The organism is Pseudomonas hunanensis, assembly GCF_013393325.1.
Lineage (GTDB): Bacteria > Pseudomonadota > Gammaproteobacteria > Pseudomonadales > Pseudomonadaceae > Aquipseudomonas > Aquipseudomonas putida_P.
Map to the genome: position 1 here is coordinate 168,688 of NZ_QJRC01000102.1, position 14,320 is coordinate 183,007.

General features: G+C 61.5%; 10 protein-coding genes. 2 read left to right on the forward strand and 8 right to left on the reverse strand.

What is annotated here, in order from left to right:
* Position 1: 1 nt before the first annotated feature.
* The 8 genes from alaC to hmpA form a co-directional block, all read right to left on the reverse strand.
* Entirely contained in the window at positions 2-1,210 is a 1,209-nt protein-coding gene (alaC, locus tag DM807_RS27120; protein WP_012270562.1) for an alanine transaminase, read from the reverse strand.
* A gap of 266 nt (positions 1,211-1,476) precedes the next feature.
* On the reverse strand, positions 1,477-2,364 hold the full coding sequence (cyoE, locus tag DM807_RS27125) for a heme o synthase (protein ID WP_012270561.1): 888 nt from the start codon (positions 2,362-2,364) through the stop codon (positions 1,477-1,479).
* 11 nt (positions 2,365-2,375) lie between these two features.
* On the reverse strand, positions 2,376-2,708 hold the full coding sequence (gene cyoD, locus DM807_RS27130; RefSeq protein WP_012270560.1) for a cytochrome o ubiquinol oxidase subunit IV: 333 nt from the start codon (positions 2,706-2,708) through the stop codon (positions 2,376-2,378).
* Positions 2,708-3,334 carry a cytochrome o ubiquinol oxidase subunit III gene (gene cyoC / locus DM807_RS27135; protein ID WP_012051225.1) on the reverse strand — a complete coding sequence of 209 codons (627 nt, stop codon included), beginning with the start codon at positions 3,332-3,334 and terminating at the stop codon, positions 2,708-2,710. The genes cyoD and cyoC overlap by 1 nt, the downstream gene beginning before the upstream one ends.
* A 3-nt stretch (positions 3,335-3,337) precedes the next feature.
* On the reverse strand, positions 3,338-5,356 hold the full coding sequence (gene cyoB / locus DM807_RS27140; RefSeq protein WP_012270559.1) for a cytochrome o ubiquinol oxidase subunit I: 2,019 nt from the start codon (positions 5,354-5,356) through the stop codon (positions 3,338-3,340).
* Between the two features lie 3 nt (positions 5,357-5,359).
* A complete protein-coding gene (cyoA, locus tag DM807_RS27145) occupies positions 5,360-6,301 on the reverse strand; it encodes a ubiquinol oxidase subunit II (protein WP_012270558.1) in 942 nt (313 codons plus the stop codon).
* 559 nt (positions 6,302-6,860) lie between these two features.
* Entirely contained in the window at positions 6,861-7,367 is a 507-nt protein-coding gene (locus DM807_RS27150; RefSeq protein ID WP_012270557.1) for a disulfide bond formation protein B, read from the reverse strand.
* Between the two features lie 388 nt (positions 7,368-7,755).
* Entirely contained in the window at positions 7,756-8,934 is a 1,179-nt protein-coding gene (gene hmpA / locus DM807_RS27155; protein ID WP_060494573.1) for an NO-inducible flavohemoprotein, read from the reverse strand.
* Between the two features lie 154 nt (positions 8,935-9,088).
* Between hmpA and norR the strand changes: the two genes are divergently transcribed.
* Positions 9,089-10,645, forward strand: coding sequence for a nitric oxide reductase transcriptional regulator NorR (norR, locus tag DM807_RS27160; RefSeq protein WP_060494574.1), 1,557 nt, complete (start codon positions 9,089-9,091; stop codon positions 10,643-10,645).
* A 191-nt stretch (positions 10,646-10,836) separates the two neighbouring features.
* A partial coding sequence (locus DM807_RS27165; RefSeq protein WP_179028171.1) for an Ig-like domain-containing protein occupies positions 10,837-14,320 on the forward strand: 3,484 nt, incomplete at its 3' end.

Genomic DNA, 14,320 nt, shown 5'->3' on the forward strand with positions numbered 1-14,320 from the left:
ATTACTTGTTGGTCAGCCCGTCAGCCCGGAACATCTGCCGGATCCCGCGAATGGCCTGGCGAATACGGTCCTGGTTCTCGATCAGGGCGAAGCGCACATGGTCATCGCCATAGTCACCAAAGCCGATCCCCGGCGAGACGCAGACCTTGGCCTCGGCCAGCAGCTTCTTGGAAAACTCCAGCGAACCCAGGTGCGCGTATTGCTCGGGGATCTTCGCCCACACATACATCGATGCCTTGGGGTTCTCGACCATCCAGCCCAGCTCGTGCAGACCTTTCACCAACAGGTTGCGGCGCTGGCGGTACTGCTCGGCAATGTCGCGTACACACTGCTGGTCGCCTTCCAACGCAGCGATGGCTGCCACCTGCAGCGGGGTGAAGGTGCCGTAGTCGTGGTAACTCTTGATCCGCGCCAGGGCGTTGACCAATTCGGGGTTGCCGACCATGAAGCCGATCCGCCAGCCTGCCATGTTGTAGCTCTTGGACAGGGTGAAGAATTCCACCGCAATGTCCTTGGCACCAGGCACCTGCATGATCGACGGGGCCTTCCAACCGTCGTAGACGATGTCGGCGTAAGCCAGGTCGTGTACCACCAGCACGTTGTACTGCTTGGCCAGGGCCACCACGCGCTCGAAGAAGTCCAGCTCCACGCACTGGGCGGTGGGGTTGGACGGGAAACCGAGAATCATCATCTTCGGCTTGGGAATCGACTCGCGGATGGCCCGTTCGAGTTCGTTGAAGAAGTCCACACCCGGCACCAGTGGTACCGAACGCACCTGAGCGCCGGCAATGACCGCACCGTAGATGTGGATCGGGTAGCTGGGGTTGGGCACCAGCACCGTGTCGCCCTGGTCAAGGGTGGCCAGCATCAGGTGGGCCAGGCCTTCTTTGGAGCCAATGGTGACAATGGCTTCGCTTTCCGGGTCGATGTCGACCTCGTAGCGTTCCTTGTACCAGTTGGAAATGGCCCGACGCAGGCGCGGAATGCCACGAGAGGTGGAGTAGCCGTGGGTGTCTTCACGCTGGGCAACCTGCACCAGCTTCTCGACGATGTGCGGCGGGGTGGCGCCATCGGGGTTGCCCATGCTCAGGTCGATGATGTCCTCGCCACGGCGGCGGGCAGCCATCTTGAGTTCGGCAGTGATGTTGAAGACGTAAGGGGGGAGACGATCGATGCGCGCAAAGCGGCGCGGCGAACCTGGGATGGCCATGGCTTCCTCTGAGTACGTAAGCGCCCGGAACCGTCCGAGCGACGCTGGCCGATGTGGCGGCCTGAATCAGAAGATAATGCCGAAACAGGATATCTGTAAAGGAAGATTTCCTGTTTATATATATTTTTTCAGACGTATTTTTTGAAAATACGAAATCTATGTTTCAGGACTGGCCTCTGGTTCATCCGCGAAGAGGCCGACACTGGAAAACACCCATAAAAAAACCCCGGCACATGGCCGGGGTTTTCGTGAAACAGGCAGCAGTATCAGCGTGCGTAAGTCATCAGCACGTCCGCAGCGGTCTGGCTGTCCACACCCATCATCACGCTCAGGGCAGTGACGGTGAGGATGGAGAAGCCGAATACCTTACGGGCCCACTTGCTGTCGTCCTCTGCCTTGTAGCCACCCCAAGCCATGTACAGCCAGTACAGGCCCATGGCAGCCGCCACGGCCAGGTAGCCGAGGCCGGCGTAACCGCCGAGGGTAAGCATCAAGGTGGCGAGCACGAAGGCCAGCACGTACAGCACGATCTGCTTCTTCGCCGCAAGAACACCGCGCGCCACCGGCAGAACCGGAATGTTGGCAGCACTGTAATCCTTGAAGCGGAAGATCGCGATGGCAAAGCTGTGCGGCATCTGCCACAGGCTGAACATCACCAGCAGGGTTACCGCAGCCAGGTCGAAGCTGTTGCTGACGGCGCAGTAGCCGATCACCGGAGGCATGGCACCGGACAGGCTGCCGACCAAGGTGCCGTGCACCGATTTACGCTTCAGCCACAGGCTGTAGAAACCGACGTAGACGATGAAGCCGATCAGCGCGCAAAACGCCGACAGCGGGTTGGCCTGAACATACAGCAAGCTGAAACCCGCCACCCCGAGCAGGGTGGCGTAGATCAGCGCGAGGGGCAGCGACATCCCGCCCTGCACCATGACGCGGTTCTTGGTGCGCTCCATCTTGTGGTCGATGTCACGGTCGATGCAGTTGTTGAACACGCATCCGGACGCGACCACCAGCGAAGTACCGATCACCACCGCCAGGAACAGGGCGAAGTCCACATGGCCCTTCGAGGCAAGGAAGAAACCGCCTGCCACGGAAAGCACGTTACCGAAAATGATCCCCGGTTTGGTGATTTGGATAAAGTGCTTAACGGACATGCAGTCTTACCTCACTTGGCCAACATTTCGAAGTGGATGCTGAACATGATCCACAGCGACAGGCCGACAAGCAGAGCGATCACCATGGTGGTGAACAGGAACGTCGATACGTTGTTGCGTTGCTCTTTCGAGCGGTCCATGTGCAGGAAGTAAACCAGGTGAACAACTACCTGGATCACGGCCATGGCAACGATGATCAGTACGGTCAGGTTCTTCGGCAGGCTGGCGGTCATGGCCAGGCCGAACGGGATCGCAGTCAGGATGATCGACAGTACGAAGCCGATCATGTACGACTTGACGCTGCCGTGGTTACCTTCGTGATGAGTGTCGTGTGCGTTAGCCATTACAGAACTCCCAGCAGGTAAACGACGGTGAATACGCAGATCCAGACCACGTCCAGGAAGTGCCAGAACAGGCTCAGGCAGCTCATGCGGGTCTTGGCGGTCGGCGTGATGCCGTGCTTGTTGATCTGGTACATCATGATTGCCATCCAGATCAGACCAGCAGTCACGTGCAGACCGTGGGTACCTACCAGGGCGAAGAAGCCCGACAGGAAGCCACTGCGCTGCGGGCCGAAGCCTTCGCTGATCAGGTGATGGAATTCATAGATTTCCATCGCGATGAAGCCTGCACCGAACAGGAAGGTCACAGCCAACCAGCCCAGTACACCCGCTTTCTTGCCATCGAACATCTTCAGCATGGCGAAGCCGAAGGTGATCGAGGACAGCAGCAGGAACAGCGTTTCAACAGCTACGAAATCGAGCTGGAAGATGTCATGACCCGACGGGCCGCCGGCAAAACTGCCGGACAGCACCGCGTAGGTGGCGAAGAGCGACGCAAACAGGATGCAGTCGGTCATCAGGTACAGCCAGAAGCCCAGTACGGTCATCTGGCCCGAGTCGTGGTGGTGGTCGTCATGCCCATGGTCGTGACCATGAGCAGCGCCGCCGTGCATTACTTGACTGGACATTGATTACACCCGCTCAAACGATTCGACACGTGCGCCGGCAGGCAGAGCACCTGCTTTGGCCAGCGCTTTCATACGCTCGCCTTCGATGCGCGCCACTTCTTCGGCCGGAACCATGTAGCCCTGGTCGTCACGGGCAGCGTGGCGAACGAAGACAGCGATGGTTGCAACCAGGCTTGCGCCAACCAGCCACCAGATGTGCCAGATGAAGGCAAAGCCGAAGACGGTCAGGAACAGGCCCATGAACAGACCCGTCGAGGTGTTGCTTGGCATGTGGATGGCGTCGAACTTGGTCGCCGGCTTGTAAGCCTTGCCGGTTTCCTTGGTTTCGTGCCATGCATCCAGGCCAACCTGCTCAGGCATGTGGGCGAAGTTGTAGAACGGAGGTGGCGACGAAGTCGACCATTCCAGGGTACGGCCGCCCCATGGGTCGCCGGTCACGTCCAGGTTCTGGTTGCGGTCGCGAACCGATACGTACAGCTGGATCAGCTGGCAAGCGATACCGAACAGGATCAGCACGGCGCCGACAACGGCTACGTACAGGTAGGGTTCCCACAGTGGGTTGTCGGAGTGGTTCAGACGACGGGTCATGCCCATGAAGCCCAGGGCGTACAGCGGCATGAACGCAACGTAGAAGCCCGACAGCCAGAACCAGAAGGCAGCTTTGCCCCACTTCTCGTTCAGGGTGAAGCCGAAGGCTTTCGGGAACCAGAAGGCGAAACCGGCGATGTAGCCGAATACCGCGCCACCGATGATCACGTTGTGGAAGTGCGCAATAACGAACAGGCTGTTGTGCAGAACGAAGTCAGCACCCGGAACGGCCAGCAGTACGCCGGTCATGCCACCGATGGAGAAGGTGACCATGAAGCCCAGGGTCCAGAGCATCGGTGCGGTGAAGCGCACACGGCCTTGGTACATGGTGAACAGCCAGTTGAACAGCTTCACACCGGTCGGGATGGAGATCAGCATCGTCGCCAGGCCGAAGAAGGTGTTGACGCTGGCGCCGGCACCCATGGTGAAGAAGTGGTGCAGCCATACCGCAAAGCCCAGGATGGCGATCGCGCCCGATGCGTAGATCATCGAGTGGTGGCCGAACAGGCGTTTGCCAGAGAACGTCGAAGTCACTTCCGAGAACACGCCGAAGGCCGGCAGGATCAGGATGTAAACCTCAGGGTGACCCCACGCCCAGAACAGGTTGACGTACATCATCGGGTTCCCACCAAGCTCGTTGGTGAAAATGTGGAAGTCCAGATAACGGTCAACAGTCAGCAGTGCGAGTGCAGCGGTCAGAATCGGGAACGAAGCGACGATCAGTACGTTGGCCCAGGTGCAGGTCCAGGTGAAGATCGGCATGTCCATCAGCTTCATGCCAGGTGCGCGCATCTTCATCACGGTGACGAGGAAGTTCACGCCGGTAAGCGTCGTACCCAATCCGGATAGCTGTAGCGCCCAGATGTAGTAGTCGACACCCACCCCAGGGCTGTACTGAATGCCCGCGAGCGGCGGATAGGCAACCCAGCCGGTCTTGGCGAATTCACCAACGCCCAGCGAGATGTTGACCAGCAGCACGCCTGCCAGCAGCAGGTAGAAGCTCAGGGAGTTCAGGAACGGGAAGGCAACGTCACGTGCACCGATCTGCAGAGGAACCGCCAGGTTCATCAGGCCGGTGAAGAACGGCATCGCCATGAAGATGATCATGATCACACCGTGAGCGGTGAAGATCTGGTCATAGTGTTCAGGCGGCAGGTAGCCTTCGGAGCCACCGGTTGCGGCAGCCAGCTGGGTACGCATCATGATGGCGTCGGCAAAGCCGCGCAGCAGCATGATCATCGCGACGATGATGTACATCACGCCGATCTTTTTGTGGTCGACAGTAGTCAGCCACTCGCTCCACAAGTAGGTCCACTTGCGGAAATAGGTGATAAGACCGACGACAGCGATACCGCCGAGCGCGATCATGGCAAGCGTCACCATGACTATCGGCTCGTGATAGGGTATCGCCTCCAGGCTTAGTTTACCGAACATCTCTTACTCCTCTGCACCGGCAGCTGGTTGCATACTCGATTCCACACCCTTGGTTGTGGCCAGATCTTTGCTGCCTGCTTCTTCGTGGCTACGGCCGCGGTTCATGCCTTCGTACTTGTCGACGATCAGCTGGAACTGCTCAGGCGAAGCCTCGCTATACAGCGCGACTGGGTTGTTTTCGCTTGGTTTGGCCAAGGCGTCGTATTCGGCCTTGTCCAGCTTCTTCGGCGACTGCTTGACCTCGGCGACCCACTTGTCGAAGTCTTCCTGAGAGGTGGCAGTAGCCTTGAATTTCATGCCGGTGAAGCCAGCACCGCTGTAGTTGGCGCTGATACCGTCGAACTCGCCGTTTTCGTTGGCGATCAGGTGCAGCTTGGTGGTCATGCCGGCCATGGCGTAGATCTGGCCACCCAGGCCCGGGATGAAGAACGAGTTCATCACGGCGTCGGAAGTGACGCGGAAGTTGACCGGGGTGTTAGCTGGGAAGACGATCTTGTTGACCGTGGCAATGCCCTGCTCCGGGTAGATGAACAGCCACTTCCAGTCCAGCGCGACCACGTCGATCTGCACCGGCTTCACATCGGAATCCAGTGGACGGTATGGGTCCAGCTTGTGGGTGGAGTGGTAGGTGACGTAACCCAGGGCGATGATGATCAGGATCGGGATGATCCACACCGCAGCCTCGATCTTGGTCGAGTGCGACCAGTCAGGGGTGTAGGTGGCTGCCTTGTTGGAAGCACGGTACTTCCAGGCGAACGCCAAGGTCATGATGATGACAGGGATTACCACCAGCAGCATCAGGCCGGTAGCGATCAGGATCAGGTTCTTTTGCTCAATGCCGACCTGGCCCTTCGGGTCGAGCAGGGTCCAGTTGCACCCACTGAGTAAAAGCATGCCTAAAAAGGGCAATATGCCAAACAGTCTGGGGTAACGCTTTTTACTCATCTCACGACCTCTAGATCAGCTTGCTTCAATGCAATTTGTGTTTTGGTAGCCAACACTTCGTCCTGCCAAGTGAGGCATTTCGCGCCCGTACTCGCTCCTGCCTGGGGTCCGACTGCAGGACCTTGGCTTCAAGCGGGTTAGCGGTGCTTATGGTTTCGTAGGCAACAGGCCTGTACTTCAGACCAAGTCCATTTGGTGCGGGAAAACGCGGAGGGGTGTCCGCCCGGTATCGCCGTTGGGCGAAACTTGACGAAGTCAGCAAAAAGGAGCGCTGGGGCTTCCTTCAATCCTGCGACTCGCAAGCAGTGCCGAACGGAAATTGGGGGCGATTGTAGATAGGTCGCCAACCCTTGACTATGACTTATTGAGCAACAGTCTTTTACAGAATGCGTAACAATGCTGCTCAATAATTCAACTTCGCGACAGTTTGTCGCACCCCGCTTGCTAGGCCTCAAAGCCGCATTCTGCAAGGCCTAGAGGTTGATCTGGATCAAGCGGTGCGCAACTTTTCGCTCTTCTCATGCGGTGTAAAAGACCCCATGCAATTCGGGACTTTTGTCTAAGCCTGGCGTCGGTTGCGGTAGATCCCGAGCGGAACCAGCACAGCAGTCAGCACGAACGCCACAAGTGCCCATTGCGCCAGCGACAGGCCGAGGATCGGCGGGTACGGCGTGCTGCAGAAGCCATCGACCTGGAACGCCAGCGGCCACAGCTTGGCCAGTGGCAGGTCATCCACGATCGGCTGCAGGGTATCGATGCCGCAACTGACCATGGGGTTGGCGAGTATATACACATGGTTGCCGGCCGCAACGACTCCGCCAATGGCACTGAGCACCACCAGCGCTTCGAAGAAGCTCAAGCTGCGGCGCCCAGGCATCGCTGCGGCGATGAAGGCAAACACGGCAATGAACAGCAGCGCATAACGCTGCAGGATGCACAATGGGCAAGGTGCCTCGCCCAGCACCACTTGCATATAGAGAGCGCCGCCGATCAGCGAGAGGCAGATCAGGCCCAGCAGCACCAGAAAGCGCCGTTCCCGATTCAGGCGCGATGTTTGTTCGTTCATTACCGGTTCCTTCGATGGATAGTGGCAGCGTGGTCCGCCTGCCTGAGCGCAAGTCTACACGCTGGGCAAGGCCTGTGAGCGTGCCGAGGAAGCGGCGTGATAGCGCTGCGCAGGGCTATCCGGTGTGGCTGAGACCGGCCGCAACGACGTCGGTTCAACGCCGAGCGGCAAAAAAACGGCTGCCCGAGTGCCGCGCAGGGGCAAGCCCCTCGACACCCGGGAGTGAAGGATACCGTGATTAAAGGAGGATTAAAGATGAAAGCGCTGTGCCCGGTTTCATCTTTCCTTATATATAGGCAGGAAGGTGTAGTGCCGCAGGGATAAAGATATTTGCCTGTACCGGCCTTTTCACGGGCTTGCCCGCGAAAGGGCCGGTACAGGTTTCACATCACTCCAAGGCAGCCGCCGGCCCGAAGAACTCATAACGGCTCTGCTGCTCCGGCACACCCAGGCCCTTCAGCTGGCGCTTGACCGCGGCCATGAAAGCCTTGGGCCCCAGGAAGTAGGCATCCACATCACGCTCCTGCGGCAGCCATTCGGCCAGCAGGTCTTCGCTCAGCAAGCCCACGGCATCGGCTGCAGCGCCACCTTCTGGCTCGGCATAGCAGTAGAAGCGCTTGAGTTGCGGATGACGCGCTGCCAGCCCATCGATCCAGTCACGGAAGGCATGCACCGCGCCGTTACGCGCACAGTGAATGAAATGCACCTCACGGCGGGTTTGCAACGCTGCCTGCAGCATCGCCAAGGTCGGAGTAATGCCTACGCCACCGCTGATCAGCACCAGCGGCTTGTCGCTGGCGGCCAGGGTAAAGTCACCCGCCGGCGGGAACAGCTGCAGGGTATCGCCCACCACCAGCTCATCGTGCAGGTAATTGGAGACCTTGCCACCCGCCTCGCGCTTGACGCTGATCCGGTACTCCTTGCCATCGCACAGCGCCGACAGGGAGTAGTTACGGCGCTGCTCGGCGCCGTCGATGTCCAGCTTCAAGCCGATGTACTGGCCAGGCTCGGCCTTGAGTACCGGTTTGCCGTCCACCGGGGCAAAGTAGAACGAGACGATCTCGCTGCTTTCCTGCTCGCGGCGCACCAGGCGGAATTCGCGAGTACCGCGCCAGCCGCCTTCGGCCTCTTCCTTCTCTTTATAGAGGTTCTCTTCAGCACCAATCAGGATGTCGGCCAACTGGCCATAGGCCGCACCCCAGGCATCGATCACGGCAGGGGTGGCGATGTCCTTGCCAAGCACCTCCTCGATGGCGCGCAGCAGGCAGCTGCCGACGATCGGGTAGTGCTCCGGCAGAATCTGCAGGGCAACATGCTTGTTGATGATCTGCCCGACCAGGCCACCCAGTTGTTCCAACTGGTCGATATGGCGGGCATACATCAGCACGCCGTTGGCCAGCGCACGCGGCTGGTCACCGCTGGCCTGGTGGGCCTGGTTGAACAGCGGACGTACCTCCGGGTACTCACTGAGCATCATCTTGTAAAAGTGAGTGGTCAGTGCTTCGCCGCCGCTTTCCAGCAGGGGTACAGTGGCTTTGATGATTGCACGTTGTTCGGCATTGAGCATTGCAACAACTCCTGAGCCTGTGGCTTCAAATGACTGTCCCTGCTACTACAGCAATCGTGCCAACTTTTATCGCCCGCAAAATCAGGGGTTTGACGCAGGTCATGTCAAAACGACCTACCCCAGCGTATAGTCATATCGACCTACAGGAGTCCATATGACCACAAAGCCGTTGCTGACCGCCCTGCTGCCTCTGGTAAGCGACCTGTCCCGTGATTTGCCCGACCAGGAACGCTACCGCCGCCTGCTGCAGGCCATGCGCAGCCTGCTACCGTGCGATGCTGCCGCACTGCTGCGCCTGGATGGTGAATGGCTGGTGCCGCTGGCAGTGGATGGGCTGAGCCCGGACACCTTGGGCCGGCGCTTCCGGGTCAGCGAGCACCCACGGTTCCAGATACTGCTCAGCCGCCCGGAACCCACCCGCTTTGCCAGCGACTCCGAACTGCCCGACCCTTACGATGGCCTGGTCAACGCCACCGATGCCGACCTTGAAGTGCACGACTGCATGGGCTGCCCGTTGATGGTCGATGAGCGCCCCTGGGGCTTGGTCACCCTCGATGCCCTCACCCCCGGGCAGTTCCAGAGCCTGGAGCTGGACGCCCTGCAGGCCTTCGCCAGCCTGGCTGCCGCCACCGTTACCGTGGCCGAGCGCATCGAGCACCTGGCCCTGCGCGCCGAAGACGAACACCACCGCGCCGAGATCTACCGCCAGGCCAGCGGCCAGGATAAAGAGCTGATTGGCCAAAGCCCCGCTCACAAACGCCTGGTTGAGGAAATTCGCCTGGTCGGTGGCAGTGACCTGACCGTGCTGATTACCGGCGAAACCGGCGTCGGCAAGGAGCTGGTGGCCCAGGCCCTGCACCAGGCCAGCAGCCGCGCCGACAAGCCGTTGATCAGCCTCAACTGCGCCGCGCTGCCCGACACCCTGGTGGAAAGCGAACTGTTCGGCCATGTGCGCGGTGCCTTCACCGGCGCGCATGGCGAGCGCCGTGGCAAGTTCGAACTGGCCAACGGCGGCACGCTGTTCCTCGATGAAGTGGGCGAACTGCCCCTGACGGTGCAGGCCAAGCTGTTGCGCGTGCTGCAAAGCGGCCAGTTGCAGCGCCTGGGCTCGGACCGCGAGCACCGGGTGGACGTGCGCCTGATCGCCGCTACCAACCGCGACCTGGCTGCCGAAGTGCGTAACGGCAACTTCCGCGCCGACTTCTATCACCGCCTCAGCGTGTACCCGTTGCACGTGCCGCCGTTGCGCGAACGTGGACGGGACGTGCTGCTATTGGCTGGCTATTTCCTCGAACAGAACCGTTCACGGTTGGGTCTGAACAGCCTGCGCCTGAGCAATGAGGCCCAGGCCGCACTCATCGCCTACGACTGGCCGGGCAATGTGCGCGAGCTGGAGCACCTGATCGGCCGCTCGGCACTCAAGGCGCTGGGCCAGCACCCCGACCGGCCACGCATCCTCACCCTCGAAGCCATCGATCTGGACCTGCGCGTATCGCCGGCAATGCCAGGTTCGCCGCCCTCCCCCGCGGCCCCGTCGCCAGCGGCCACCCTGCCTGAAGGCGGCCTGCGCGAAGCGGTCGATATCTACCAGCGCCAAGTGATCGAGGCCTGCTTGCAAAAGCATCAGGACAACTGGGCAGCAGCGGCGCGTGAGCTTGGCCTGGACCGCGCCAATTTAAGCCGATTGGCCCGCCGGTTGGGGCTTCGCTGAGACCTACTCACAAAAGGATTAACCCAGAAAGCCATCTGGTTGCTTCCACCCTGGCTGCTATATCTCCCTAACCACCCCATTCTCGACTGCCTGGTCGAGGCTGTGCGTAAAAAGCCCGGAAATGGCTCTGCTACGCAGGTTGTGGCCCGAACAGTCGGGCCGGGGGATCCGGATACCAGCAGGGAGCATCCATGGACAACATCGTCGTCGCCGATAAGCAATCCGAAGTCGCCACTCAGAGCGCCTGGGGCAACATCAATCTCAAAGGGCCAGGCGTCGTGCAGATGCCGGTATCGCCCGACAAGGTGGCCACCGTTACCCAGCGCGGGCAAGACTTGATCGTGACCCTGAAATCCGGTGAAAAGGTCACCATCGGCAACTTCTTCGCCGTGGACCAGGCCGGGGTTGGCAGCGACATCGTCTTCGTCGGCGAAGACGGCACCCTGTGGCACGCCCAGTATGACGCGGCAGCGTTCACCGGTTTCACCTTCGAGGACGTGGCTTCGCTGGACGAACTGGTTGCAGGGATTGGCACCGCCGGTAGCGCCATGTCGACCTTCGCGATTGCCGGGCTCAGCCTGCTCGGTGTCGGGGGTGTGGCGGCTGCGGCCAATCACAGCGGTGGCGGCAGCAGCGGTGGCTCGGACCCTGACACCACAGCACCGGCCACGCCCATCGACCTGCTGGTTTCGCCGGATGGCCTGCGCCTGACCGGCCGCGGCGAAGCGGGCACCACGGTGAACATCCGTGACGCCGCCGGCAACCTGATTGGCAGCGGCACCGTGGCAGCCGACGGCAGTTTCAATGTGGCGTTGAACCCGCCACAGATCAACAACGAAAACCTTGAAGTCACCCTGACCGATGGCGCGGGCAATGTCTCGGCGCCCGGCACTGTCACCGCCCCGGATGTGACGGCGCCGCTGGCACCGACCGACCTGGTCATCGACGCACAGGGCACCACCCTTACCGGGCGTGCCGAACCGGGCTCGACGGTTTCGGTACGGGGCACTGGCGGCGTGCTGCTGGGCACTGGGGTGGCCGGTGCGGACGGCCAGTTCAGCATAACCCTGCAACCGCCACAAACCGACGGCCAGGCCCTTGAAGTGAGCGCGGCAGACGCGGCCGGCAATACGTCGCCTGTGGCCAGCGTCACCGCACCCGACGTCGACAACCCTGACACCACCGCCCCCGACCAGCCGACCGATCTGGCCTTGGCCAATGGTGTAACCCTCACTGGACGTGGCGAGCCCGGCGCCACCGTGCAGGTGCGTGATGCGGCCGGCAACCTCATCGGCAGCGGCCTGGTGAATGCCGACGGTAGCTTCAGCCTTACGCTTTCGCCTGCCCAGGCCAACGGTGAAGCCTTGGATATCCGCCAGGTCGACGCCGCCGGCAACAGCTCGATACCGCTGGAATTCACCGCCCCCGACATCACCCCGCCCGATGCTGTCAGCAATATTTTGGTTGGCCCGGGTGGCGCGGCGCTCAGTGGGCGTGGCGAACCGGGTGCCACCGTCGAAGTGCGCGATGCCAACGGCAACGTGATCGGCACGGGTGTGGTCGGTGCCAACGGCACTTTCCTGATCGACCTGAATCCCGCCGCGCAGCCGGGTGAACACCTGAGCCTGGTGCAGACCGACCCAAGCGGCAACGAATCCGTGGCCCTGGAGTACGACGTTCCGCTGACCACCGCCCCTGATAGCCCGAGCAATCTGGCCATCGATGCCGACGGCACAACGCTCACCGGTACCGCGCCGGCTGGCAGCCGCGTCGAAGTGCACGATGCCAACGGCACGCTGATCGGCAGCGCCATCGCCAATGCCGATGGCAGTTTCAGCATCGAGCTGAATCCTGCCCAAGCTAATGGCGAACTGCTGGACGTAGTCGCTATCGATGACAGCGGGGTGTCCTCGCTGCCAACACAAGTCACTGCACCCGATATCACTGCGCCTGCGGCCCCGACCGAACTGGCCGTCAGTGCTGACGGTACGGTGCTCACCGGCCGTGCCGAACCCGGTAGCACGGTACGTATCTTGGCAGCCGATGGCACTGAACTAGGCACTGCCGTGGTCGGCCCGACCGGCGTGTTCAGCATCAACCTGACTCCGCCACAAGTAGACGGCGAAGTGCTGCAAGCGACCGCCACCGATGCCGCTGGTAACACCTCTGTGGCCAGTTCGGTCACCGCGCCGGACATCGATGGGGTCGATACCACGCCACCAGATGCCCCAACCAACCTGGTCATCGGCCTGGCCGGCAGCCAACTCAGTGGTCGCGGCGAAGCCGGGACCACCGTCCAGGTGCGAGACACCGCAGGCAACATCATCGCGAACGGCACCGTCGGCCCGGATGGCACCTTTACCGTCACCCTGGACCCTGCCGTCATTGACGGCAGTAGCTTGCAGGTGACCCTCACCGATGCTGCTGGCAACGTGTCGCAGCCAGGCTCGGTCACCTCGGCCGACCTGCTGCCGCCCGCACAACCGACAGACCTGGCCCTGGCCGACGGCGTGACCTTCACCGGGCGCGGTGAGCCCGGCGCCACTGTGCAAGTGCGCGACGCTGCAGGTACGGTCATCGGCACAGGTATCGTCGGTGCCGACGGCCTGTTCAGCCTCACCCTGTCGCCTGCCCAAGCCAACGGCGAAGCGCTCGACGTGCGCCTGGTGGATGCTGCCGGCAACACCTCGGCCCCGCTGCAGTTCGATGCGCCGGACATCACCCCGCCCGATGCTGTCAGCAATATTCTGGTTGGCCCGGGTGGCGCGGCGCTCAGTGGGCGTGGCGAACCGGGTGCCACCGTCGAAGTGCGCGATGCCAACGGCACCGTGATCGGCACGGGCGTGGTCGGTGCCAACGGCACTTTCCTGATCGACCTGAATCCCGCCGCGCAGCCGGGTGAACACCTGAGCTTGGTGCAGACCGACCCAAGCGGCAACACCTCCGTGGCGTTGGAGTACGACGTACCGCTGACCACAGCCCCTGATAGCCCGAGCAACCTGGTCATCGATGCCGACGGCACCACCCTCACCGGTACTGCGCCGGCTGGCAGCCGTGTCGAAGTGCACGATGCCAACGGCACCCTGATCGGCAGCGCCATCGCCAATGCCGATGGCAGTTTCAGCATCGAGCTGAATCCTGCCCAAGCTAATGGCGAACTGCTGGACGTAGTCGCCATCGATGGCAGCGGCCTTTCGTCGCTGCCAGCGCAGGTCACCGCACCGGACATCACTGCGCCAGCTGCACCAACCGAACTGACAGTCAATGCCAACGGTACTGTGGTTACCGGCCGCGCCGAACCGGGCAGCACCGTGCGCATCCTCGCACCAGACGGAAGCGAGCTGGGCAGCGCCGTGGTCGGCCCGACTGGCGCGTTCAGCATCAACCTCAACCCACCGCAGGTAGATGGTGAAGTACTGCAGGCCACTGCCACCGATGCCGCTGGTAACACCTCTGTGGCCAGTTCGGTCACCGCGCCGGACATCGACGGCGGTGATACCACGCCACCAGATGCCCCAACCAACCTGGTGATCGGCCTGGCCGGCAGTCAACTCAGTGGTCGCGGCGAAGCCGGCACCACCGTGCAGGTCCGCGATGCGGCAGGTAATCTACTGGCCACCGGCACTGTCGGCCCGGATGGCACGTTCGTGGTAGCCCTGAGCCCCGTGGTGAACG

Excerpts from the sequence above, each read along its gene's own strand:
- alaC (WP_012270562.1), bottom strand. The coding sequence starts at position 1,210 with ATGGCCATCCCAGGTTCGCCGCGCCGCTTTGCGCGCATCGATCGTCTC.
- cyoE (WP_012270561.1), bottom strand. The coding sequence starts at position 2,364 with ATGTCCGTTAAGCACTTTATCCAAATCACCAAACCGGGGATCATTTTC.
- cyoD (WP_012270560.1), bottom strand. The coding sequence starts at position 2,708 with ATGGCTAACGCACACGACACTCATCACGAAGGTAACCACGGCAGCGTC.
- cyoC (WP_012051225.1), bottom strand. The coding sequence starts at position 3,334 with ATGTCCAGTCAAGTAATGCACGGCGGCGCTGCTCATGGTCACGACCAT.
- cyoB (WP_012270559.1), bottom strand. The coding sequence starts at position 5,356 with ATGTTCGGTAAACTAAGCCTGGAGGCGATACCCTATCACGAGCCGATA.
- cyoA (WP_012270558.1), bottom strand. The coding sequence starts at position 6,301 with ATGAGTAAAAAGCGTTACCCCAGACTGTTTGGCATATTGCCCTTTTTA.
- DM807_RS27150 (WP_012270557.1), bottom strand. The coding sequence starts at position 7,367 with ATGAACGAACAAACATCGCGCCTGAATCGGGAACGGCGCTTTCTGGTG.
- hmpA (WP_060494573.1), bottom strand. The coding sequence starts at position 8,934 with ATGCTCAATGCCGAACAACGTGCAATCATCAAAGCCACTGTACCCCTG.
- norR (WP_060494574.1), top strand. The coding sequence starts at position 9,089 with ATGACCACAAAGCCGTTGCTGACCGCCCTGCTGCCTCTGGTAAGCGAC.